Origin of the sequence: Lacticaseibacillus salsurae (assembly GCF_045862175.1) — a bacterium.
Lineage (GTDB): Bacteria > Bacillota > Bacilli > Lactobacillales > Lactobacillaceae > Lacticaseibacillus > Lacticaseibacillus salsurae.
The window spans coordinates 15,612-37,640 of sequence record NZ_BAAFZI010000016.1 but is presented as its reverse complement, the minus strand read 5'-3'; the positions used below and the strand labels follow the sequence as shown (position 1 = coordinate 37,640).

The 22,029-nt window shown below is 50.1% G+C and carries 22 protein-coding genes; 9 read left to right on the top strand and 13 right to left on the bottom strand.

Annotation, left to right across the window (positions count from 1 at the left end):
- Positions 1 to 173: 173 nt before the first annotated feature.
- Positions 174 to 1,289, top strand: coding sequence for a GGDEF domain-containing protein (locus ACKTSG_RS06715; RefSeq protein ID WP_407893199.1), 1,116 nt, complete (start codon positions 174 to 176; stop codon positions 1,287 to 1,289).
- Between the two features lie 144 nt (positions 1,290 to 1,433).
- Complete coding sequence (locus ACKTSG_RS06710) at positions 1,434 to 3,611, top strand: Tex family protein (RefSeq protein WP_407893197.1); 2,178 nt, start codon at positions 1,434 to 1,436, stop codon at positions 3,609 to 3,611.
- Between the two features lie 69 nt (positions 3,612 to 3,680).
- Here the strand turns inward: ACKTSG_RS06710 and ACKTSG_RS06705 are convergent, their stop codons facing one another.
- Positions 3,681 to 4,553 (bottom strand): SDR family NAD(P)-dependent oxidoreductase, encoded by an 873-nt coding sequence (locus ACKTSG_RS06705; protein ID WP_407893195.1) that lies wholly within the window; start codon positions 4,551 to 4,553, stop codon positions 3,681 to 3,683.
- A gap of 13 nt (positions 4,554 to 4,566) precedes the next feature.
- Entirely contained in the window at positions 4,567 to 5,007 is a 441-nt protein-coding gene (locus ACKTSG_RS06700; protein ID WP_407893193.1) for a MarR family winged helix-turn-helix transcriptional regulator, read from the bottom strand.
- A gap of 111 nt (positions 5,008 to 5,118) precedes the next feature.
- Between ACKTSG_RS06700 and ACKTSG_RS06695 the strand changes: the two genes are divergently transcribed.
- From ACKTSG_RS06695 to ACKTSG_RS06685, 3 genes are all read left to right on the top strand, one after another.
- Entirely contained in the window at positions 5,119 to 5,418 is a 300-nt protein-coding gene (locus ACKTSG_RS06695) for a DUF2316 family protein (protein ID WP_407893192.1), read from the top strand.
- Positions 5,419 to 5,427: 9 nt separating this feature from the next.
- Positions 5,428 to 6,009 carry a nuclear transport factor 2 family protein gene (locus ACKTSG_RS06690; RefSeq protein ID WP_407893190.1) on the top strand — a complete coding sequence of 194 codons (582 nt, stop codon included), beginning with the start codon at positions 5,428 to 5,430 and terminating at the stop codon, positions 6,007 to 6,009.
- Positions 6,010 to 6,118: 109 nt separating this feature from the next.
- Entirely contained in the window at positions 6,119 to 6,721 is a 603-nt protein-coding gene (locus tag ACKTSG_RS06685) for an FMN-dependent NADH-azoreductase (RefSeq protein WP_407893188.1), read from the top strand.
- A gap of 39 nt (positions 6,722 to 6,760) precedes the next feature.
- Here ACKTSG_RS06685 and ACKTSG_RS06680 read toward each other — a convergent pair whose 3' ends face one another.
- Complete coding sequence (locus ACKTSG_RS06680; RefSeq protein WP_407893186.1) at positions 6,761 to 7,195, bottom strand: MarR family winged helix-turn-helix transcriptional regulator; 435 nt, start codon at positions 7,193 to 7,195, stop codon at positions 6,761 to 6,763.
- A gap of 136 nt (positions 7,196 to 7,331) precedes the next feature.
- On the opposite strand from ACKTSG_RS06680, the gene ACKTSG_RS06675 reads away from it, so the two are divergent.
- On the top strand, positions 7,332 to 8,306 hold the full coding sequence (locus ACKTSG_RS06675; RefSeq protein WP_407893184.1) for an amidohydrolase family protein: 975 nt from the start codon (positions 7,332 to 7,334) through the stop codon (positions 8,304 to 8,306).
- Positions 8,307 to 8,360: 54 nt separating this feature from the next.
- Here the strand turns inward: ACKTSG_RS06675 and ACKTSG_RS06670 are convergent, their stop codons facing one another.
- Entirely contained in the window at positions 8,361 to 10,178 is a 1,818-nt protein-coding gene (locus ACKTSG_RS06670; RefSeq protein WP_407893182.1) for an EAL domain-containing protein, read from the bottom strand.
- Between the two features lie 285 nt (positions 10,179 to 10,463).
- On the opposite strand from ACKTSG_RS06670, the gene ACKTSG_RS06665 reads away from it, so the two are divergent.
- On the top strand, positions 10,464 to 11,000 hold the full coding sequence (locus ACKTSG_RS06665; RefSeq protein WP_407893180.1) for a MarR family winged helix-turn-helix transcriptional regulator: 537 nt from the start codon (positions 10,464 to 10,466) through the stop codon (positions 10,998 to 11,000).
- Here the strand turns inward: ACKTSG_RS06665 and ACKTSG_RS06660 are convergent.
- The 6 genes from ACKTSG_RS06660 to ACKTSG_RS06635 all read right to left on the bottom strand — a co-directional run bounded on the left by ACKTSG_RS06660 (position 10,978) and on the right by ACKTSG_RS06635 (position 16,419).
- A complete protein-coding gene (locus ACKTSG_RS06660) occupies positions 10,978 to 11,715 on the bottom strand; it encodes an SDR family NAD(P)-dependent oxidoreductase (RefSeq protein WP_407893178.1) in 738 nt (245 codons plus the stop codon). The two genes, ACKTSG_RS06665 and ACKTSG_RS06660, sit on opposite strands and share 23 nt — an antisense overlap.
- A gap of 117 nt (positions 11,716 to 11,832) precedes the next feature.
- Positions 11,833 to 13,824: an FtsX-like permease family protein gene (locus ACKTSG_RS06655; protein ID WP_407893176.1), complete on the bottom strand. Its 1,992-nt coding sequence runs from the start codon at positions 13,822 to 13,824 to the stop codon at positions 11,833 to 11,835.
- On the bottom strand, positions 13,824 to 14,621 hold the full coding sequence (locus ACKTSG_RS06650; RefSeq protein WP_407893174.1) for an ABC transporter ATP-binding protein: 798 nt from the start codon (positions 14,619 to 14,621) through the stop codon (positions 13,824 to 13,826). The genes ACKTSG_RS06655 and ACKTSG_RS06650 overlap by 1 nt, the downstream gene beginning before the upstream one ends.
- A gap of 124 nt (positions 14,622 to 14,745) precedes the next feature.
- Positions 14,746 to 14,979 carry an ATP-binding protein gene (locus ACKTSG_RS06645; protein ID WP_407893172.1) on the bottom strand — a complete coding sequence of 78 codons (234 nt, stop codon included), beginning with the start codon at positions 14,977 to 14,979 and terminating at the stop codon, positions 14,746 to 14,748.
- On the bottom strand, positions 14,889 to 15,719 hold the full coding sequence (locus ACKTSG_RS06640; protein WP_407893171.1) for a sensor histidine kinase: 831 nt from the start codon (positions 15,717 to 15,719) through the stop codon (positions 14,889 to 14,891). The genes ACKTSG_RS06645 and ACKTSG_RS06640 overlap by 91 nt, the downstream gene beginning before the upstream one ends.
- On the bottom strand, positions 15,712 to 16,419 hold the full coding sequence (locus tag ACKTSG_RS06635) for a response regulator (RefSeq protein WP_407893169.1): 708 nt from the start codon (positions 16,417 to 16,419) through the stop codon (positions 15,712 to 15,714). The genes ACKTSG_RS06640 and ACKTSG_RS06635 overlap by 8 nt, the downstream gene beginning before the upstream one ends.
- Before the next feature lie 328 nt (positions 16,420 to 16,747).
- Between ACKTSG_RS06635 and ACKTSG_RS06630 the strand changes: the two genes are divergently transcribed.
- A complete protein-coding gene (locus tag ACKTSG_RS06630; RefSeq protein WP_407893167.1) occupies positions 16,748 to 18,208 on the top strand; it encodes a 6-phospho-beta-glucosidase in 1,461 nt (486 codons plus the stop codon).
- Positions 18,209 to 18,281: 73 nt separating this feature from the next.
- On the opposite strand, the gene ACKTSG_RS06625 is transcribed toward ACKTSG_RS06630, so the two are convergent.
- Positions 18,282 to 19,340, bottom strand: a complete 1,059-nt coding sequence (locus ACKTSG_RS06625; RefSeq protein ID WP_407893165.1) for an amidohydrolase family protein — start codon at positions 19,338 to 19,340, stop codon at positions 18,282 to 18,284.
- A 193-nt stretch (positions 19,341 to 19,533) separates the two neighbouring features.
- Here ACKTSG_RS06625 and ACKTSG_RS06620 point away from each other — a divergent pair, with 193 nt between their 5' ends.
- Complete coding sequence (locus ACKTSG_RS06620; protein ID WP_407893164.1) at positions 19,534 to 20,139, top strand: TetR/AcrR family transcriptional regulator C-terminal domain-containing protein; 606 nt, start codon at positions 19,534 to 19,536, stop codon at positions 20,137 to 20,139.
- 186 nt (positions 20,140 to 20,325) lie between these two features.
- Here ACKTSG_RS06620 and ACKTSG_RS06615 read toward each other — a convergent pair whose 3' ends face one another.
- Together ACKTSG_RS06615 and ACKTSG_RS06610 are read right to left on the bottom strand one after the other, a co-directional pair.
- On the bottom strand, positions 20,326 to 21,084 hold the full coding sequence (locus ACKTSG_RS06615; protein ID WP_407893162.1) for a sulfite exporter TauE/SafE family protein: 759 nt from the start codon (positions 21,082 to 21,084) through the stop codon (positions 20,326 to 20,328).
- 89 nt (positions 21,085 to 21,173) lie between these two features.
- Positions 21,174 to 22,025: an aldo/keto reductase gene (locus ACKTSG_RS06610; RefSeq protein ID WP_407893160.1), complete on the bottom strand. Its 852-nt coding sequence runs from the start codon at positions 22,023 to 22,025 to the stop codon at positions 21,174 to 21,176.
- Positions 22,026 to 22,029: the final 4 nt, after the last annotated feature.

The following is a 22,029-nucleotide window of genomic DNA, read 5'->3' as shown; positions in this document are numbered from 1 at the left end:
CCTGAAAACACAATTAAGTCTAGGATAGAGAACCAAGGCGCACTTGTCCAGCGCTGATGTCAGCTTTGCGAACATTCCAATTATATTGAAGAAAAGTTGTCAAAAATGTCGTTTTTACCCAGCATTGGCGGTATATTAGAGGTACGTCAAAACATGGGCAAAGGTTGATCTGCATGGCAATTGTGATAAATGAAGCGTTTTGGATGTTCTTTTTTATGATCGGTTTTGTTGGCACAGTTGACATGATCAATTCATTTGGCCCAGATGCCATCAAGCGGGTCTTTCATCGCGACGTGTCAGCGGCGGCGTTATTGGCTGGGTATTTGTGGCTGGTGTTAGTGGTGGTGGCGATCTTGCGCCATGACGATACCACCAGCGCGATGACGGCTTCGGTGTTGCGCAATGGGGCATTGTTGTATGTAGCCACTCGGATCAAAAAGCCGCAAGTGCATGCGTTGATGTTAGTAGGCGTGTATTTGTGTTATTGGCCTTGGTGGGGCTATAACGTGTCGGAAATGTTGGGCTTGGCCTTGGTATTTGGCGGGTTGCAGTTGATCAATCAAAATCGTCAATGGGTCAGTGCCAAACACTGGCGCTACTTTGTCACCATCGCGTTGATGTCAGTGGCGCTGTGGGGGCTGGCGGCAATGATCCATCACTATGACCGATGGGAGACGCTGGAAGTTGGCGTGATCAGCATTTTGTTGTTAGGGGTGGCAGATCTTTATGATCGCTTGTTGCGCTATCGGCGCAAGCAAACCAAAACGCTCACCTATGGCAACAATCATGATGAGCTCACTGGGGTGCGGAGTTTGGCGCTATTTCGCAAAGACTACCAGTGGTTTCAAAGTCAGCTGGCGGCAGGTCATGGCGACAACTTGCATTTGGTGATGATGGATATCGATCATTTCAAAGCCATTAATGATACTTATGGGCATTTGATCGGGGATGAAGCCTTGATCAACTTTGCTCGCGACTTGCAAGGCTATTTTATTCCCATGGATTATTACGCTGCGGTGTATCGCACTGGCGGGGAAGAATTCAGTATTTTGATCTTTGGCTTAAATGATGATCAAGCGCGTTTGGCCATTGACAATTATTATCAGCGGCTGAAAAATCTCGTGGTCTTGCGCGAAAATCCAAAGTTGCGCTTGACTGTTTCAGCTGGGATCTCGTCGATCGCTGACGCAGAAGTGGTACTAAAAGACTTCATTCAGCGCACCGACATCAACTTATACGCTGCTAAACACCGCGGGCGCGATCAAGTGGTGCAAACTCGCAGTGCTTAAACATCAGGCAGATCGGCGGAACCGTCGCTCTGCCTATTTTGTTGCACTTAAAACCGGTGGAATTAGCGCGATCTCACCTAGATGGTATAATGACTATACGCCAGGCAAAGCGCTTGGCGACATCGGCCAAGTAAAGGAATGATCATGATCGATACGCAAACATTGCAACTGATGCAACCAGATCTTGACGGGATCGCCACGCGCCAAGTCAAAACCGTTTTAGAGTTGATGGACGCAGGCAACACGGTACCGTTTATCGCGCGCTACCGCAAGGAAATGACTGGCAGTTTGGATGAAGTGCAGATCCAAGCCATTGAAACCAGCTATGCGCGGGTGACGGCTTTACAAGATCGCAAACAAGCGGTGATCAAAGCCATCGACGAGTTGCAAAAACTCACCCCGAAACTCAGATCCGCGATCCAAGCCGCCACTAAACTGCCAGAAGTGGAAGACTTGTATTTACCCTACAAGCAAAAACGCCAAACCAAAGCCAGTTTAGCCAAGGCTCACGGTTTAGAGCCATTAGCTCGGTGGATCTTGCAACTGCCAACAGGGAATCTGACGGCCCAAGCGCGAAAATACCTCAATAAAGACGTGAAAACTGTCGATGAGGCCTTAGCTGGGGCGACTGAGATCTTAGCCGAAACCTTCAGCGAAGTCAGCTCTTATCGCCACTGGATCCGTCAATTCACGCAGCGCACTGGGAAGGTGAAAACCAAGTTACGCCCCAAAGCCGAAGCCTTGGATGAGAAGCAAGTTTATCAGCAATTTTATGACGCGCAGATCAGTGTGCGGCATTTATCAGCGACGCGCACCTTAGCCATCAACCGCGGCGAAAAAGCCAAGATCTTATCGGTTAAAATCGTGGTCGACAATGAAGCTGTGGCCAACTTTTTCCATTTTCGCTTGATCGGGCATCATCCGGAAAATCAAGCCACCGCGTTTGTTGAAAATGCTTATGGTGAGTCGTATAAACGCTTCATTGGCCCGGCCATCGAGCGGGAGTTGCGCAATGAATTGACTGACAAAGCCAACGCCCAATCCATCGACGTGTTCGGGCAAAACTTGTACAACTTGTTGATGCAAGCGCCGATCAAAGGCAAAGTGGTGCTTGGCTTTGATCCCGCTTATCGCACCGGCTGCAAGCTAGCCGTGGTGGATGAAAATGGCAAGTTCTTAGCCAAAGCGGTGATCTACCCGCACAAACCTGCGCCGCAAGCCAAACGCGATGCAGCCGCCGGTGAGTTCAAAGCCTTACTGGAAAAATATCAAGTGACCATGATCGCCATTGGCAATGGTACCGCCAGCCGCGAATCGGAACAATTCGTCGCCGAAGTGTTGCGCCAGATCCCGCGGGATATTTACTATGTGATCGTCAATGAAGCTGGGGCGTCAGTATATTCTGCTAGCCAAGTGGCCCGCGATGAATTTCCTGATCTGCATGTTGAACAACGCTCTGCCATCAGTATCGCCCGCCGCTTACAAGACCCATTAGCAGAACTGGTCAAAATCGATCCAGAAGCAGTCGGCGTTGGCCAATATCAACACGATCTGCCGAGCAAAGACTTGGCGGCGCAAGTGGATGCCGTGGTCGAGCGTGCCGTTAACCGCGTGGGTGTGAATGTCAACACTGGCTCGGTGCAATTGCTGACACGGATCTCCGGTTTGAACAAAACCATTGCAAAAAATATTGTCGCTTACCGCGATGAAAATGGGCGCTATGACAATCGCCGCCAATTATTGAAAGTTCCCCGTCTTGGCCCTAAAGCCTATGAACAAGCCGTTGGGTTTTTGCGAGTCATCAACGGGACGCAACCTTTGGATAATACGGATATCCATCCGGAAAGCTATCCTGTGGCCAAACAAATTTTGGCCCAAGCTGGGGTTTCAGAAGCGCAACTGGGCACCCAGGCCTTGATCCAAAAAGTGCAAACTGTGGACGTTACGCCGCTCATCTCACAAAAAGTGGGGATGGAAACGTTAAAAGATATTGTCGCCAGTTTGCAAAATCCTGGTCGCGACTTGCGGGATTCCTTGCCTCAACCATTATTGCGCCAAGATGTGTTGACCATGGCCGATCTACAACCGGGGATGAAGCTTCAAGGCACCGTCCGCAATGTGGTGGATTTTGGTGCGTTTGTCGATATCGGCGTCAAGCATGACGGCTTGGTGCATGTGTCGCGCATGGCTAACCGCCGCGTCAGCGATCCCAAATCTGTGGTGGCAGTTGGCGATATCGTTGAGGTGTGGATCGTGTCAGTGGATACGAACCGTGAGCGCATCCAGTTGACCATGATCGATCCAACGCCTAAACACGACTAAAACAAAATCGCCTTTCAACTTTGACTGCCATGCCAAAGCTGAAAGGCGATTTTTAATGAAGCGGTGTGGCTAATCAGCCAACCCCACGGCGTGCAGGCTAAAGTCCCACAGTTCTTTGGCGACTTGTTGGTCATAAGACAGCTTGGAAGAGGGGATCGGGTTGTCACTTCGGCGATCAAAATATCGCGCCGGACCTTGGGCAAATGCTGAGTTGCACATCAAATCAGCCAGCATCCGACCAGAATCTTTGGCAGTGCTAAGAATATCAGCGTTTTGTGCCAGCATTTCTGGGGTGAAGCGCGATTTGTCTTTAGCCAAACCAGTTTCAGTCATCAAGCCAGGATTAGCGGCATTGAACACGATGTGGCGCGGATCTTGGGCGAGTCGGCGTTCAAGTTCATAGGTGAATAAGATCATGCAAAGCTTTGAATAAGGATAACTGCGGCTATCGACCAAAGCGTCGATTCCAACATGAGCCACGGTTTTGGCGCCTGGCCAAGGCATATCTTTGATGGCGTCATGCCGGTCACTGCTAACAAAGATCAAGCGCGCGTCGTTTGCCAAAGTCGGCAACAGGAGCTGCGTTAACAAGAAATGACCTAAGTAGTTGGTTTCAAAAATATTGTTGAATCCGTCGTCAGTGGCATGCACCACGCGCCCGGCGATCCCAGCGTTGCAAATCAAGCCATCAAGTGGGGTGTTCAAGGCTTTAAACGCGTCAACAAAGGCGCGGACTTTGGCCAGTGATGACGTGTCTAAGGCCAAGCACAACAAGTTGGCATTTGGCACTTCTTGTAAAATTGCCTTTCGCGCAGCAGTTGCTTTTTGCATATTGCGACACGCCATGATCAGCTGGTAATCGTCATGGCGTTGGGCGATTTGTTTGGTGGCTTCAAAGCCTAAACCGGAATTGGCACCGGTGATGATGATCGTTTTTTGCATTGATAAGCCTCCATTAAGCGTTAGGTGTGTCAGTTAAGCGCGCTTGCACTTTATCCAGCAGTGCCATCAGCTGAGTTTGTTCGGCTTCAGGCAAGCCGACGCGAATACGATTTTCCATTTCAACAAAGATCTGGCGCACCGCTTCGGCAGTGGCTTCACCAGCTGGCGTTAGCGACAGCAACTTTTGGCGTTCGTTACTTTGCGGGCGAGTGCGCGTGATCAAGCCGTCTTGTTGCAACACCTTCATGATATTGGTGGTGGTGGCACCGAGTTTGCCGAGATGCTCAGAGACAGTTTTTTGCATGGTGTTCGGGTGTTGGGCGATGTAGTTCAAAGCGCGCGCTTGGATCGGATTTAACCCCACGTCTTTGAGTTGATGATTGATCACACTTTTTTCAATTTGGGACAGTTGAAAGATCTTATCGACGATTTGGTCATCTGTGCCTAGATTCATGATTTCCTCCGTGTGAGTTAAAAAGATGTATTTGCAAGTCATTCATTGACATTCATTCTGACACCGACTATTATAACAGATGCAAATACAACTAATCAAGCGGAGGTCATCATGTCATTAACTATTGCCCAACAAGTTGCCACGAAAAAAGAATTCAAACAAAACCTTGCCATTAGCGGCTTAGACCTCGCAACGATCGCCCAAGCCCTTGGAACCACCCAAGCGACGATCGAAGCGAACTTGCGACTTGAGCCAGATCGCTTAGAAGACCCTTGGATCTTGCGCAACTATTTGCTCAAACAGATCCAAGCCCAAGGCCAAGAGCCAGTCACGTTCACCGCGTTAAAAGGTGATTATCATCAATATTGGTTTTTAGACGGCGGCTATATCGACCGCGGGATCATCGCTTAGGAGGCAATCATGTCAGATATTGAAGCGATCAGTCAGTTAGTGTTAAACGAACGCGCCGCTCGGGGACGCCATTTGGATCAGCAATTAGCCGCCAGCTATTGGCCAGACGCTACGGTGACCACCAGTTGGTCCACAGGCAAAGCCGCCGATACCTTTGTTGGCAAACACCCAGTGGATTTTGATTACAGCTTGCCGCTAGTCGGTCGCTACGGGACGCCGATCGTGCATGTCAATGGGAAGCGTGCTTATGCTGAAATGAGTTCAACGACCAAGCACTGGATGTATCTTGGCAACGCGGAAGTGATCGTGCAGTCGTATATGACATTGATCTATCGCGTTGAAAAGCGCGACGGGCAGTGGAAAATCAGCGACATGACTGCCATTTGTGATGCTGATACGTTGACGCCAGTGATTCCTGGTACGGATTTGAAGCTGGATCTGGCGCTATTGAAACAACTGCGCGTGTCCTATCGGTTCTTGGCTTATACCCGCATCAAAGCCGGCGGTACCATCAGCAATGACGGCATTGGCATGGATCGGCCAGAAACCGTGGCGCCAGTTTATGCCAAAGCCCAAGACTGGATCAAATAACGGGCTGTGAGGCTTTTTTAGCGAAAAAGGTTGCCGGCGACCTTTTTTGATGGTAAGCTATTTAGGTAGCCGGCAACCAAAATGCCGCCATGAAAAGGAGAACCTTAAGATGAGTCAAGTATTAGTGATCAAAGCACATCCGTTTGGACCAGACCGTTCCCGCAGTATGAAGGTGTTGGACACGTTTATGCAAAGCTATCAAGCGGCGCATCCAGATGATACCGTGACTGAGCGTAACTTATACCAAGAAAACTTCCCAGAATTGGATGGCGAAATGATGGCGGCTTTTGCGCCTAACGCCACCCCAAGCGCGACGGCTGCCGCAAAGCTTGGCATGTTTGGCGCCGCTTTAGAAGAATTTAAAGCCGCTGACAAAATCGTGATCGCCAACCCCATGTGGAACCTTGGCATTCCCACCAAGCTGAAGTCTTGGATCGATGCCATCACCATGGTCGGGCAAACCTTCCGCTATACTGCCACTGGCCATATTGCCTTATTACCAGGCAAAAAAGTTGTGCATATCCAAGCTGCTGGTGGCAAGTACGCCGGCCAAGACCCAGCCACGCAATACATTCATGCCGCGTTGGAATATCTTGGCAGCCAAAAAGTGATCGATCTGCCAGTTGAAGGCATGGACCATTTCCCAGAGCAAGCCCACGACATTGTAGCCGCAGCGCAAAAGCAGGCTCAAACCCTCGCTCAAACCTTCTAAGCGTAAAACAATAGCCATCACGCTAAAATCGCGTGATGGCTATTGTTTCAACGCGGCAGTCATTTTCGCTGCCAGCTTGATATATTCGGCTTGTTCAGTTGGTGACAAAGCTGCCGTCGATTGTGCCTCGACTGTTTGACACACGGTTTTGACTTTTTTGGCTAAGGCGAGGCCTTGAGCCGTCAAGGTGACTAAGGTGACGCGGCCGTCTTGCGGTGAAGGTTTTGTGGTCACCACACCAGCAGTGGCCAAGCGGCGCACCGATTTGGCCACAGTGGAATGGTTGACATCTAGCAACGCGGCCAATTGATTTTGCGGCTTTGGCGCGGCGTCGTCAGTCAATAGCGCCATCAACAACATTTCTTGGCCGGGATAAACGCCTAATGCGCGCAATCCGGATTCGGTTTTGGCATGGTGGGCAGCAACTAAGTTCAATGTGGCTGCGCCAACTGGAAATTCATTAAAGATGATCATCTGGGGGCCTCCTTGTATGTTGCCGGCTACCTACTAAGCATATCAGGCTTTGACAGTTTTACAAGCACCAGCTGCTTTACGCCAAGATTTTATCGACAAACGTTGCGCATTTCATGATGCGCTAGGAGGACTTAACATGAAATTGATCACCGTTGAAGAACATTTCGATACCAAACGCAATATCAAAGAGTTCAATGAGTATTCAGAAGTGAAAAATAACAATCCGCGCCAAGCACAATTGGAACCAGATCTGGTGGATTTTAGTAAAAAAATCGCCTACATGGACCAATATGGCATCGACGTTCAAGTGGTTTCTGACGCCGGCAATTCGGCGCAAGTGCTGCCGGATCAATACGCGATTGACGGCGCCCATGCCCAAAACGAAACATTAGCAGAAAACATCAGCCAGTATCCAACGCGTTTTGCCGGCTTAGCCACATTGCCTGCCAACACGCCAGAAGCCGCCGCCAGAGAACTAGACTATGCGGTGTCGACTTTGGGGTTAAAAGGCGGGATCATTTCTGGCAGTGTCAATGGCCAATTCTTAGATGATCCGCGCTTTGAAGCGATTTTTGCCGAAGCCGACAAATTAGGCACCACGCTGTATCTGCATCCAGGGGTCATCACCAATGATCAAAAAGCGCAACTTTATGACAGCAAAGCCTATTCCGCCTTAACGGCGACGATGATGGCTGGGGCGATGTGGGGTTGGCACATGGAACAAGGCATTCAAATGCTTAGGATCATCACCGCTGGGCTGTTGGAGAAATACCCACATGTCAAACTTGCTTCAGGGCATTGGGGGGAGTTCATGCCAATGTTTTTGCAACGCGTTGACGGCTTTGGCGCCATGGTGTCAGACCTGCCACTGAAATTCTCCGACTACTACAAGCGCCAAGTGTACTTGTCACCATCTGGCATGTTCACCGCGCCACAAATGCAATTGGCGTTAACCGAAATGGGCGCCGATCATATCATGTGGTCTGAAGATTTTCCTTATGTGCAATCAAAAAACGCCACGCGCACATTCTTGACGCAAGCGGACCTTACTGACGCGCAGCGCGAAGCCATCGCTCATGGTACCGCCGAAAAAGTCTTCAACTTAAATTAACTGTCAGCCGACTAAAAAAGAGACCAGCACTTGGTCTCTTTTTTGTGTCTGACGTTATTTATCTTGTGGTAGCGTCGGTTTGCCGAAGTAGTAGCCTTGTTGCCGGAAAATGCCGCTTTTAGTCAGCGCAAATTGAGATTCTTCTTGGTTTTCCACGCCTTCTAGGACGAATTCTAGGTGATGTTTATCAGCAATCTTCTTCCAAAAGTCGATGCGTTCCAGCAGTTGCTGAGAATCATTGGTTTGACGCAAGTTTTGCATGGCAAACTTGATGCCATCGATGTAGGCAAACATGTTCAACACCAATTCATAACTATTGTCGCTGCCAACATCGTCCAAATAGATCTTGATGCCAGCTGGCCGATACAGCCCGCTGATGCGCTCGACGGTGTTGAGGTCAGGCACATCCATGATCTCGATGACAAATTTTTTCAGCCGCGGTTCGTGGCGCTTGAAATGCACGAACTCTTTGGCAACTTCAGGATCGCTGAATTGCTTGGCAGTCAAGTTCACCGTGATACTAGGCACTATGCTGTGATTAAGGACCCGTTTGATCAAGCTGATCTGCGTGGTGGTCGGGATCTCGAAGCTATCAGGCAAGCGCCATTCATTGCGGTCGTATGCTCGTAGCAACAATTCGTTCATCAGCACCGAATGGTTGTTGGTGCGTGCGTCGACGATTGGCTGGGCAAAATAAGTATATGATGGCAACCAATTTTGGGCTTCGCGGGCATGTTGCGCAACGCCTTCAACGGTGATGGCATCGCGACCGCTGTGTTTGCTTTGGATCATGCTGGCAGTTGCGCGTTTGTATAATGGATCAACATTTTTATCCACGGTTTGGATCTGCGACAAGCCAGCTGAGATCGTCAAGGTTAGATCATTATCTTGATAAGTAAACTTATGCGTGCGGATCGTGTCCCAGCAGTCTAAAATGATCGGCGCCGCCAGTGTGGTCGGGGTGTTGGCAAAAATAATGCTGAATTCTTCACCGCCGGCTTGAAATAAATGGCTTTCAGCACTGTATTGTAGTAACACATTTTGCAACACTTCGATCACTTGCGTCAAAATCGTGTTGGCGCCTAGGTGACCATAGCGTTCGTTGATATCGGCGAAGTGATCGACATCGATCACCGCCATGGTCAGCGGTTGGCGGCTTTGTTTGGCGCTTTCAAACAAACTGGTGACGTTGCGGGCATATGAAGCGTAAATGTTGTTGACCGTCAGATCTTCGCTTGCCGCTTGGCTTGCCGCCAGTTGCCGCTGCCGCTTGACGATCCAATATTGGCAGGTTAAGGCAGTCATGATCAAATAAGCGCCGATGTTGACGTACAAATATGCAGCCGTCAAGCTGACATTTGGCACTGTGAGCCAATAGGCGATGGCAATATATCCGCCAGCGGCTAAACAATACCAAAAGCGGTAGCGCAGATCCCAACCACGCAAGCGAATGGCGATCAACAAAACCACTAAACCAGCTAACGTTGCCAATACAGGCAAAGTGGCTAAGTTCGCCCAATGACCGGCGACCCAAATCGTCACCAAAGCCAAGCTCCGCAACGCGTATTCGCCTCGGCCCAGTTGATTATCCAATACAGGAAAGGCGACTAAAAATAGCCCGATCAACGCATACAACCAAGCATTTTCAATACCGGTGAGGCTTGTGGCGGTCAATAGCGCCCCTAAGATCCAACTGGCCAGTGGCAAAGCGGTGCGAATCGCAAGTTGTTGCCCTTTGGACAGCTTGGTGTTGCCGACGACTTGTTGCCAAATGCGCGAGTAGCCGATCACCAAGGCGCAAACAAACCCGATCGAAAAAATCAAAAGCACGATCTGCGAAAGCAAGATCGCTGAATCATTGGTAACAAACATGATGTGAATAACCTCCAAAAGCGCACCACGGGAAAAATATCGTTGAACTTTACAAAACGTGTAATATCCTTCATGTCAACTGTATAACCTTCTGCGTGATCGAACAAGGGGACAAGTGGGATCTTTGATCGATTTTTGCGAAGATTTTGTGAAATTTGCGACAAGACTATAAATTTGCGTGGTTGAAGCCAAGCATTTATGATCAAGACACTAAGCGAACGTATTGTTTTGCTGCGCGGTGGTGGTGCAGATAGTTAGCCGGCTAACTACTTTGGAGGGATCTGCATGGAAAATTTTACTTTCAACGATCAGCCTGATGCCATTCGCTTGGCGTTTGAGATCAGTACAATGGGTACTCAAATCGATCCAGAACTGGTGTTGCAGTTTCATCATTTTCAGCAAGCTTATCGACGCATGCAACAGGCGTATGATCAAGTTCTGGCTGATGCCGATTTGTCTGAATCCCGCTTTATCATCTTGATGTTGTTAGATCAAGCGCCACATCAGCGGCTATTACCGTCAGAAATTGCCGATATGCTGGGGTCAACGCGCGTCACTGTCACGAAGCTATTAAATCGGATGGTGGCCGCGCATCTAGTCGAAAAGCAGGCGTTACCAACGGACAAACGTAAGCGCCGCATCCACTTGACTGTCGCTGGCGAAAAACGGTTGGCCACATTTTTGCCGAAGCACTTTGCGGTCGTTCAAAGTTTACTTGGCGAATTCACGCAAGAAGAGCTTGTCACTTTGCACCAGCTGTTGCAAAAAATCGAAGGCGGCACGCAAAACCTCACCAACATCAATGATGACGTTGGTGGCTGAGGGCCACCCGTTTGACCATTTTGCCAAACCCGTAGTCGGTGACGACTTTGCCTTGATGATGCCGGCCATCAGTCGCGATTTTCACGACTGCGGCAGCGCCTTCTTCAACTGGTCGCACGAAGGGACTTTGCAGATGGTGGTTCAAGTCGGTTGACACGCCACCAGGCATGATGCAAAAAATATCGACAGGAAGATGTTGACTGGCAAAGTGCTGGCCGAACATTTTCACCATTTGATTCATGGCAGACTTGCTGATGATGTAGCTGAAAGGATGCCAAAAGCGGCTGGAATTGACGGGAATGGTCATGTTCGCGATGCGACCGTGATTACGTTGTAAAAGCGGGGTGAAGGCTTTGATCATCTCAAATGTGCCGACGACATTCACGTTCAAAGTCGCTTGCAAGTCTGCGGTGTTGGTCGCCATTGGGTCAGCCGCCATGTCGCCAGCGATGCCAGCGTTGTTGATCAGCAAGCTGAGTTCTGGAGAATGGTGGGCAACGAACTTGGCGGCAGTGTGCACGGTAGCCAGATCATCCAAGTCAATGTGCAACCACTGCGCTTGGATATGTTCTTGGGCCAAACGCGTCACCGCGGCTTGACCGCGCTGCTCGCTGCGAGCGCCTAATAAGATCAACCAGCCTTTTTGCCCAAGTTGGCGGGCCACTTCAAAGCCGATACCGCGATTGGCACCGGTGATCAATACAGTTTTTGTCAAATCTAACGACCTCCAGATCATGTTCAACCCGCATTATAACATGCGGACCAAGGTGCCAAGGCGTGGCCAAAAAAACTGGCCAGCCCGAAGCCAGGCTGGCCAGTTTTTCGCTGCCTTTTAGTTGACGATCTTGTAGTAAACTTGCGCAGTGGCTTTGTAGATCACGACATATAACCCTGCAAATACTGCCAGGGTGCCAGCGATGATGGCAGCGAATTGGCCCCAGTTGAAAATGCCAAACAAGGTGAGCAGCCGCTGGATGAACGGCGCGGCCACGGCGGTGTGTACCGCCGCTACGATCAGCGGCACATAAAACAGCGTCAGCAACTGAGAGTTGATCGTTTTGCGGACTTCGCGTTTGGACAACCCAACTTGTTGCAGAATTTGATAGCGTTTGGCGTCAGCCAGACCTTCAGACACTTGTTTGTAGTAAAGGATCAAAGCAGTGGCCAAAATAAACATGATGCCCAAAAGCACCCCCATAAATAAGAACGCACTCATCCAGTGCAGGACCACTTTGCGATTATTGGCGGCACTGGTGACATTCAAAGCACCTAGGTTGGCTTGTTGAAGCGCTTTGGCCATGGCGATCTGATCGGCATCTTGACCTTTAAGGTTCAAGTAGACCGTGGTTTGCGGATGGCCAAGTGCTTCGGCGGAAAGTTTCTTGGGACTGATGGCGCCAATCGCGCGCAGGATCGCATCATGATCTTTGAACACCAGCAAAGCCTTGCCCATGGCCACGCTATTGGTGATGTATGGCATTTTGGCAACGCCTTGGACGGTCATCGACTGGTGACCAAACCTGAGCTCGGCAAAGGTTTCTTTTTTGGTGGTGCCTAAAAGTATGCTATTGGCGTTAAGTTGGATGTGTTTTGCCGTCATTTGGTTATAGTGGGCTAAAGTCATGATGTCTGCAGTGATCAGATGTTTGTTCGGGCCAAATGTGCCTGCATAATCACGATCAGATGCGAGACGCACGTGCGTTGGCCCGAGTTTGATGGGGATGGTGCCAGAAATCGTCGCGACAGTGGTTTTAGTGATGCGCACACGGTGTTGGTTGGCGATCGCGGCGACTTGGGCCTGATTTTGCTTAAAGGTGATTGGCGTTTGAGCAGTGGTCGCGCGCAAATACTGAAGATCTGCAGGGTTGGAAGTGTTGACGATTTGCGGGACCCCTAAGTACAAGGTGATGGTCGAAGCGATGGTCACCAAGGTCATAGTGGCCAAAATGGCAATCGAAGCCAAACCGGCGCCGTTTTGCCGCATGCGGTGGATCATGTTCGCGACGTTGATAAAGTGGGCTGGCTGATAGTAGTAATGCTTATTTTGGCGCAGACGCTTGTAGATGAAGACGGACCCAGCGATGAACAACGCGTAAGTGCCAATTATGACGAAAACAACGGCGACGAAAAACCATTGCAAGGCGCCTAGTGGATCGGTGATCCCAATGGCGGCTGCATACCCGGCACCTAAAGTGACTAGGCCGATCGTCAAAAGCAGCCAGCGGGTCTTTGGCTCGCGTTCACCAGCGCTGACGGCTTGCAGCATCGCCAAAGGCCGATGCTTGCGCAACCAGTTGGCATCAAGCAGCATCAGCAAGCCAAAAATCAAGCTCATGATCGCGAAAGCTTGGGCTAAAGGCGTAGGGTCTAGGCCAAACGGTACCTGCCCAGGTACGCCTAACATTTTACCCAAAATCAAATAACTCAGCCGCGCAAAGGCCACACCAAACAGCTCGCCTGATAGGATACTGATAGCCGCACAAATCGCCAATTCACAAGTGACCATCAGGCGCAATTCCCGCTTGCCAAAGCCGATCACGCTGTATAAGGCGAGCTGTTTGGTGCGCTGTTTAAGCAAGAAGCTATTGGCGTAACAAGCCAAAATAACCGCAAAGATGATCATGACATAAGCGCCGTATTTAAACATTTCCGTGGCAACTGCTTGCGTGCCATCGTCGCTATTGGCGAAGATCGCATTGGCATCAGCATGCACAGACAACATGATCACATTCATCATCGTCAGCAAAGTCATGGCCAACAAAAACGGCACAAAAATACGTTTGTGGGCGCGAATGTTGGTGGTCGCTAAACGGAAGTAAAACATTAGTCTGCCTCCGTATTGGTTTTAGCCTCAGCTGTTGATGGGTTGGGGTTGGCAAGCATAGCGGTCATGGTGTCGCTGATTTTGACCAGCATCGCGTCTTTGGTGAGATCCCCGCGGTATAGCTGATGAAACAAACGGCCATCGCGAATGAACAAAACGCGCCGAGCATGACTGGCAGCCACTGCAGAATGGGTGACCATTAAGATCGTTTGGCCTTTGGCGTTGAGGTTGGCGAAGCGTTCAAGCAGTTCATCGGCGGTGTGTGAGTCCAAAGCGCCGGTGGGCTCATCTGCCAGTAACAACTCAGGCTCTGTGATCAAAGCGCGGGCTGCGGCGACGCGCTGTTGTTGACCACCAGATAGTTCATAAGGGAACTTGGCCAGTTTATCGGCGAGTCCCAGTTGTGGCGCGATCGCGGCGACGCGCTTTTCCATTTCCGGAACCGGCGTTTGACTTAAGACTAACGGCAACACGATATTGTCTTTAACATTAAAAGTGTCCAGCAAGTTAAAATCTTGGAAAACAAAGCCTAAGTGTTCCCGTCTGAATTTGGCCGACTGGCTTTCGGCGATGGTGCTAAGTTCGGTACCATTCAAGTCGATACTGCCTGCAGTTGGTTTATCCAAAGCGGCGATCAAGTTGAGCAAGGTACTTTTGCCCGAGCCTGATTCTCCCATAATCGCGACATATTCACCGGCTTCGACTGACAATGAAATATCGCTCAACGCATGAACCGCATTGGCGTTGAAGCGGGTATGGTAAGTTTTGGCAACATGGTTAAGTTCCAGAATTGGCATGACGTTTCCTCCTAGGTCGTTGACACAAATCGCCAACGGGATGCTTTAAGCATAATGCGGTTCGCCGCCAGAAAATACTTACGATGCTTGATGCCACCTTACGCTTTTGTAAGGCAAGTCGTGGTTACTCACTCGGCCAAGTTTGCTGGGCCATGTGGATAAACACTTTGGTCCCGACGCCAACTTGTGAGGTCACACTGAGCTTCAACCCGATTTTTTCGGCGATGGATCGACTCATTGCGAGGCCCAACCCGCTGGCCTTTTGGTTCATGCGCCCGTTGTAGCCGGAAAAGCCTGGCTCAAATAAACGCGGCAAGTCGCTAGCCGCAATACCGATGCCGGTATCTGCGATCGCCACGGCATCACCTTAGCATAAATGTGGACCCCACCAGTTTGGGTATATTTGGCCGCGTTCGTCAAGAGCTGTTCAAAGATGAAGCGCAGCCACTGAGTATCTGAAACCACCGTGGGCAGTGGGGCCACGTCAACGGCTAAATTCTTACCAATAAAAAGATCCGCTAAGTCACGAACCACGTGATTCAACAGTTTGGTCAGTGAGACTGGTTTCAACACCAAGTCGCGGTTGACATCGTTTATTTTGATGTATGTCAGCATCATTTGCACATAGCGGTCGATGCGCTTGACTTCACTGCGAGCGGCGTCAAGGTCGACAGGTGGCACCTGTAGCAACAAGTCCAGCGCTGCCAGCGGGGTTTTCATTTGATGACTCCACAAGCCGAAATTGTCACTAAGCGCTTGCGCTTGCTTTTTCGCGTCTGCTTGCGCCGATACTCGTGCTTGATTTTGGGTGGTGATGATTGCTTGGTAATATGCGGCAAGGGCATCTATGGGTGCCGGCATTTGGCCAACAGGATCATCTTTAGGGGTGGCTTTCAAGTTGCGGTAATTTGTGCACCAGCGCCACGCATCAAAGCCGATCAGTGGCACTAACAAGGCAGCGCTGATCACCAACACGTCGATCAAGGCGGTGATGGGCAGATCTTCGAGGAAAACGATTACCCCAACCACCAGCAAAACGATCAAGATTGCGGCCCAAGTCAGGGCTTTGGCGCGCAAGTAAGCGACCAGATCATGCATTTGCTGGCACCGCCAGTCGATAACCTTCACCGCGAACGGTTTGGATAACGGTATCCAAGCCGATTGGGGCCACTTTTTGCCGCAAGCGATTCATGGTGACGGCCAAAGTGTTTTGATCGATAAAAGCATCGTTTTCCCAAAGTTTGTGGATGATCGTTTCGCGCGCCACCACTGCACTTGGGGTCTCAAACAACAAGCGCATGATGCGCGTTTCTGTCGGGGACAAATCGACGCTTTGTGCAGACTGCTCGCCTTGAGCGGTTCGCGACACCCGGTTGTCTAAAGCAGACAGCTCAAAGGCGCCGGCGTGATAGATGCCATCGGCTTGCTGATACTCATAAGCGCGCCGCAGCAAGCCTTGAAGCTTGGCGAGCAGTACCGGCAACTCGATGGGCTTGGTGAGATAATCATCAGCGCCCATATTCATCGCCATCACCAGGGTCATATCGTCGTTGACACTCGTCAAGAAAACCACCGGTACCTTGGAAGTGCGCCGCAAGACTTCCAGCCAGTGGAACCCATTGAAAAAAGGCAGGCGAATGTCCATCAAGACCAGATCTGGTGAGCAGGCCGCAAATTCGCGATCCACATGGGCAAAATCTTGTACAGTGTGAACGTCGTAGCGCCATTTGGCTAAGTATTCGGTAATCGTATCGGCAATGGTTGGGTCATCTTCAACCATCAAAATCGTTTGGCTCATGGCTTCCTCCAAAAAATTGAATCGGGTTAAAACAGCTGATTTCAGTGTAGCAGTTTTGGCTAAAGTTGGCGCCAGACGGAAGGCTGAAAAATCAAGCGATTATAGCCCAGGCACACAAATTCTTGGCAACACGATTTGGCCTAATATCACGGTGCGAGGGTATTCGAGGAGGTCTCTTGGAGATAGTTAGCCGGCTAACTACCTCAGTGCAAGCTGATGATTTTCGATGGTTTCGCTGGCAAATGAAAAGGCTACGTCATTTTTCATTTTGCGGACTATAATGAACTTGAGTACAAATTGTAGTAACAGCTAAGGGGGAATTGCGTTTATGGCAAAATTACCAGACGGATTTTTATGGGGCGGCGCAGTGGCGGCCCATCAGCTTGAAGGCGGCTGGCAAGCAGGCGGTAAAGGCGTGTCGATCGCCGATGTGATGACTGCCGGCGCCAATGGGGTGGAGCGAAAGATCACCCCAGCTGGGGTGCAACCAGGGTTGAATTACCCTAATCATGACGCTATCGACTTTTATCACCACTATAAAGAAGACATCAAGTTGTTTGCGGAAATGGGCTTTAAAGCCTTTCGCACGTCGATCGCTTGGACGCGGATCTTTCCGAATGGGGATGAAACTGAGCCGAATGAAGCCGGGTTGAAGTTTTATGACGATGTGTTTGCTGAATGCCACAAATATGGTATTGAGCCAGTGATCACGTTAAGTCATTTTGAAATGCCGCTGCATTTGGTCAACGCATATGGCGGCTGGCGGGATCGCCGCTTGATCGACTTTTTCGTGCGGTTTGCCACCACTTGCTTCAAGCGCTACAAAGGCGTGGTCAAATACTGGATGACCTTTAATGAAATCGACAACCAGTGTGATTATAACCGCGAGTTTTCCATGGCGACCAACTCTGGCTTGTTGTTCCCCAAAGACGCCACTGACGCCGATCGCGCCAGCGCCATGTATCAAGCGTCGCATTATGAACTGGTGGCATCGGCTTTGGCAGTTAAAGCTGGGCATGAAGTCGATCCCACTAACCAAATCGGTTGCATGATCAACTTCACGCCCATGTTTCCGGCTTCCAGCAAGCCAGAAGACTTGTTCATGGCCGAAAAAGCCATGCAAAAGCGCACTTGGTGGAGCGACGTGCATGTACGTGGCCACTATCCTGCCTTCATGGAAGCTTACTTCAAGCGCACCGGCTATCGTCCAGACATCACCGATGCTGACCGCAAAGCTTTGGCAGCTGGCACGGTGGATTATATCGGCTTTTCTTACTATTCCTCAAACACAGTGGCCCATCAAAGTGACAACTCTGATTACGATTTTGTCGGCGAAAAAGAAATCGTGCCAAACCCTTATCTCAACACCACGCAATGGGGCTGGACCATTGATCCACAAGGCCTGCGCTGGAGTTTGAACTGGCTTTACGAGCGCTATGAATTGCCTTTGATGATCGTTGAAAATGGCTTAGGCGCCGTTGATAAAGTTGAGTCAGATGGTAGCGTTCACGACCCATACCGCGTAGCTTACTTGCGCGCACACATTGCCGAAATGGAAAAAGCCGTTGATGAAGATGGTGTGGACTTATTAGGCTACATGCCATGGGGATGCATCGACTTGGTATCTGCCGGCACTGGCCAAATGGACAAGCGTTATGGCTTCATTTATGTTGATAAAAATGATGCTGGCGAGGGCACGCTGGCCCGCAGCCGTAAAGATTCCTTCTATTGGTATCAGCACGTGATCCAAACCAATGGTGAAGATCTTAGCGACGTGAAACCTCAATAACTGAAAAAATGTCCTGCTCACAATTTGTGAACAGGACATTTTTTCAGGTCACGCGACAAACAAAGGGGCTAGTTCACAGTTGTAGCAAGGCTTGGGCATTATCGGTGAGGATCTCTTGCTTCATTGTTGGCGTCAAGATCTCAGCACCGTTCATCATTTTGACGAGCATGTCCAAAAGCGTTGGGATCTGGGCAAGGGGTTTGTGTTGTTCATAAAAATGGTCAAAGTGATGTGCCGTTTGAACGAGCTTTAGCTTGCGCACCGCCTTTTTATCATTCGCATTGACGATCACACTCAGTAATTGGCTGGAAGCTTTTAGATCAGTATAAGGAATATCACTACCATAGAGAATGTGATGCTCATCGGCTAACGTCAACAACATTGGCAACTGCCGTGGAAACACCGCGCCTGCTGTGTCGAAATAAACGTGTTTCATTGCCGCAAATAGATCGCTTTGATATTGGGCCTTCACAAAAGTTTCGTCGCGATCAGCGAGGATCCCTAAAAACGCGCCGGCATGCGGAACGATCAGTTTGATGTCTGGGAACCTGTCAAAGAAGTGGTATTTCAGCAGGTTCATGAAAGTCATCGTCGTATCGATGAAAAAGCCCATTAAAGGTGTCGGCATGTCGATGTTGACGTTTTGTGGCAGTTGCGAAGGCTGGTTTGGGTGCATCGCCACAATGGCTTTGTCTGCGTTCAACTGGGCATAAACTTCATCGAAAATTGGCGAGCCAAAATAAATGCCGCGGGTGTTAGTCGGAACCGTGAACCCGCGTGCGTGATGAGTCAGCGTCCAATTGATCTCAGCGATGGCATCGTTGACATAAGGCAGTGGTAGCGATGCCAAATAGCCGAGCTGATCGGGATGGGTGATCGCCAACTGTTCACCTTCTTGGTTGGCTTCACGGGCAATTTGTCGCGTTTCTTGGCGGTCGCCAAAATTGAAGTGTGGCGAAGACAAGGAAAGCAGCGAGTAGCTGATTTTATTTTTCTTCATGAACTCTAAAGTCGTCTCCGGCTGCCAATCTGGAGTCGGCCAGCCATCAGGGTTGCCGGGAATATGGCGTTTCAAGGCGTCTGTGTAGATCTTCGGCAGGTAGTGCGTATGGACATCGATAATACCAGTCATCAAATCAGCTCCTTATTTTCAAATGAACACTATGTCTATTTCAATTTCATGGTAGATCTGCTTCAGATCGCCTGCAATAAGCAGATTTGTGATAAGTGTTGATTTCAATATCCTGATCGTCGAAAGGCGCCCACTCAGTTGAATTATTGTGACTGGTGGGGAATAATAAATTCAAATTCAAGGAGGATCAGCCATGGATCAAAAAATCGTGGCAACTGAAGACAAGATCAAACAGGCCTTTATTGCCTTGATGAAGACGAAGCCGTTTGAAAAACTCACCGTTAGTGACATTACCAAAGCCGCCAAGATCAATCGCGGAACGTTTTATCTTCATTACGTTGATAAGTATGCCTTACTTGCGCATTACGAAGCCGACTTGACCACTCGGCTGGCCCAATTTTTCCAGGCCGACTTTGCCGACACGATGATCATGCCAGCCAAGTCGCAGGCAAAGACTTACCCAGTGGTTGAAGAAGTGGTGGGCTTGGTTGCCTCAGAGTTTGACTTATTCAAAGTGCTTTTGGGGCCAGCTGGGGATCCCCGTTTTGAGTATCAGCTGAAGAAAATGGTTCGTGCAGCCATCAGTCAACGGCTTCACCAACTAAAAAATCGCATCGCGTTGACGCCAGATATTCCGGTAGACTATGCGTGGGAGCTGATCATCTCAGGGCTGTTTAGTATCATCCAAACTTGGTTACAAGCCGCCGAGCCAGAAACACCTGAAACGGTCTGTGCGATCATCATGAAGACGCGCTTTTTGAGTCCTTATGACTTGCTTGGTATCCATGACGGGGTGTGATCGATCGGACGTTGATTGAATGAATTCTCGACGAATCAACGTTCATCAACGACTATTAGAGAATTCCTGAAGCCGACAAAAAGCCATGTCATCGTCTGCATTGATACAGGTGACAACATGGCTTACTTGAAGCACGGAAGGCTCATGATCGTGGCGTCTTAATGCTCTCTTCAGCGGTTTTTCCACTTAGCAATATGCCGTATAAAAGAAATATCCAGCCAACCCAAAGGCGGCGATGCCAATGATAATGCGAATCGCGCGTTGGGGGACATGGCGCACCACCATGGGCCCGAGCATGCCGCCGATAAACATCCCCAGCCCCAGCGGGATCACCATCAGCCAGTAAACATGCGTTGTGAAAGCGTAGATCACCAGTGACACGATGTTCGCCGCAAAAGTCGTGAAGTTCTTCAGCGCATTGGCCACGCCAAAAGTCAGCGGCAAGCTGACCGATAAAATCGCCAACATCACGATCCCAGCTGCTGCGCCAAAGTAGCCAAGATAAACACCGACCAAGCCGATCATCAAATTGCGAGCGACGACACGCCAACCGGTCAGTGTTGTGGTGTTGCCCGCACCACTAGGTCGATGCCATGCGGAATACAGCATCAAACCGCCAGCCAAAGCGATCAGAAATGGGACCACTTTGGCAAAGGTTGCCGCAGGGGCGATCGCTAAAATCAAGGCACCAATGATACTGCCGATGACGGTATAGCTGGTGACGATCAGCATCAAACGCCGGTTAGCTCGCAATTCCTTAGTCGAAGACAAGCCAGCGCCAACGCCGGTAAAGATCATTGCCGCAGAATTGGTCACATTAGCGGAAACTGGCGGCACGCCTAGCGCGATCAAAACCGGGTAGGTGATCAATGACGCCATTCCCGCCATTGACGACACCAAGCCGCCACCTAAACCTGCTAGTAACAAGATCAATGCTGTTTGCATGCGTACGCCTCGTTTTTCCCACTTGCTAGTTTTAGTATAAACCTGGCAAGGCGCTTTGAGCTGATTTCATCTGGATGTCAGTGAGCGCACTAGACGTTCAGTTTTCGGCCCGCCAGCGCTTTGATCATCGCCGGATCACTGTGGGAGAAGAATTGGCTTGCCCCTTCGTTTAGTGTGGCAATCTGTTTCTTGTCGTCGTCAGTTAGTTCGAAGTCGAAGATGTCCAGGTTTTGCTGCATGCGTTCAGGCTTGGTGGACTTTGCCAAGACGATGATGTCTTGTTCAACCAGCCACCGGAGAATCACTTGTGCGACTGACTTCTGATATTTTTCGCCAATCGCAGTGAGGACGGGATTGTGGAAGACGTCGTTCTTACCTTCTGCAAACGGCGCCCAGGCCTCGATGGCGATACCTTCCTGGCGCAGGGCAGCGATGCTCTCGGTTTGCTGCTGGAAAGGATTGACCTCGATTTGGTTGATTTGCGGGGTGACATCGTTGAAGAGGGATAGATCGACCGCGCGATCGACCGCAAAGTTTGAGATGCCGATGGCGCGCACCTTACCAGCCTTCTGCAACTCTTCCATTGCCCGCCAAGCGCCGTAAACATCGTTATACGGCTGGTGGATCAACAGAAGGTCAACATAGTCTAGCCCGAGGCGCTTCAAGGACCGTTCGAATGAAGCCATGACACCGTCGTAGCTGGTATTTTCGATCCAGATTTTCGTGGTGACAAACAACTCTTGGCGGGCGATGCCGGAAGTGGCGATGCCACGACCAACGGCTTCTTCGTTTAAGTAGCTTTGAGCGGTGTCGATGTGCCGATAGCCAGCCTGAATGGCGTTGCGTACCGCGTTTTCTGCTTCAGTCGGGTCGGTGATCTGGAACGTGCCGAAGCCCAGGACCGGAACTTCGATGCCATTGTTTAATTTAACAGTTTTCATTTTT

Bases quoted from the DNA above. Each gene is read 5' to 3' on its own strand.
- ACKTSG_RS06690 (WP_407893190.1), top strand. From the start codon at position 5,428: ATGTCAGATATTGAAGCGATCAGTCAGTTAGTGTTAAACGAACGCGCC.
- ACKTSG_RS06625 (WP_407893165.1), bottom strand. From the start codon at position 19,340: ATGACTGGTATTATCGATGTCCATACGCACTACCTGCCGAAGATCTAC.
- ACKTSG_RS06635 (WP_407893169.1), bottom strand. From the start codon at position 16,419: ATGAGCCAAACGATTTTGATGGTTGAAGATGACCCAACCATTGCCGAT.
- ACKTSG_RS06620 (WP_407893164.1), top strand. From the start codon at position 19,534: ATGGATCAAAAAATCGTGGCAACTGAAGACAAGATCAAACAGGCCTTT.
- ACKTSG_RS06715 (WP_407893199.1), top strand. From the start codon at position 174: ATGGCAATTGTGATAAATGAAGCGTTTTGGATGTTCTTTTTTATGATC.
- ACKTSG_RS06685 (WP_407893188.1), top strand. From the start codon at position 6,119: ATGAGTCAAGTATTAGTGATCAAAGCACATCCGTTTGGACCAGACCGT.
- ACKTSG_RS06610 (WP_407893160.1), bottom strand. From the start codon at position 22,025: ATGAAAACTGTTAAATTAAACAATGGCATCGAAGTTCCGGTCCTGGGC.
- ACKTSG_RS06640 (WP_407893171.1), bottom strand. From the start codon at position 15,719: ATGCATGATCTGGTCGCTTACTTGCGCGCCAAAGCCCTGACTTGGGCC.
- ACKTSG_RS06680 (WP_407893186.1), bottom strand. From the start codon at position 7,195: ATGATCATCTTTAATGAATTTCCAGTTGGCGCAGCCACATTGAACTTA.
- ACKTSG_RS06710 (WP_407893197.1), top strand. From the start codon at position 1,434: ATGATCGATACGCAAACATTGCAACTGATGCAACCAGATCTTGACGGG.
- ACKTSG_RS06670 (WP_407893182.1), bottom strand. From the start codon at position 10,178: ATGTTTGTTACCAATGATTCAGCGATCTTGCTTTCGCAGATCGTGCTT.
- ACKTSG_RS06675 (WP_407893184.1), top strand. From the start codon at position 7,332: ATGAAATTGATCACCGTTGAAGAACATTTCGATACCAAACGCAATATC.
- ACKTSG_RS06705 (WP_407893195.1), bottom strand. From the start codon at position 4,553: ATGCAAAAAACGATCATCATCACCGGTGCCAATTCCGGTTTAGGCTTT.
- ACKTSG_RS06615 (WP_407893162.1), bottom strand. From the start codon at position 21,084: ATGCAAACAGCATTGATCTTGTTACTAGCAGGTTTAGGTGGCGGCTTG.
- ACKTSG_RS06650 (WP_407893174.1), bottom strand. From the start codon at position 14,621: ATGCCAATTCTGGAACTTAACCATGTTGCCAAAACTTACCATACCCGC.
- ACKTSG_RS06700 (WP_407893193.1), bottom strand. From the start codon at position 5,007: ATGAATCTAGGCACAGATGACCAAATCGTCGATAAGATCTTTCAACTG.
- ACKTSG_RS06665 (WP_407893180.1), top strand. From the start codon at position 10,464: ATGGAAAATTTTACTTTCAACGATCAGCCTGATGCCATTCGCTTGGCG.
- ACKTSG_RS06695 (WP_407893192.1), top strand. From the start codon at position 5,119: ATGTCATTAACTATTGCCCAACAAGTTGCCACGAAAAAAGAATTCAAA.
- ACKTSG_RS06630 (WP_407893167.1), top strand. From the start codon at position 16,748: ATGGCAAAATTACCAGACGGATTTTTATGGGGCGGCGCAGTGGCGGCC.
- ACKTSG_RS06655 (WP_407893176.1), bottom strand. From the start codon at position 13,824: ATGTTTTACTTCCGTTTAGCGACCACCAACATTCGCGCCCACAAACGT.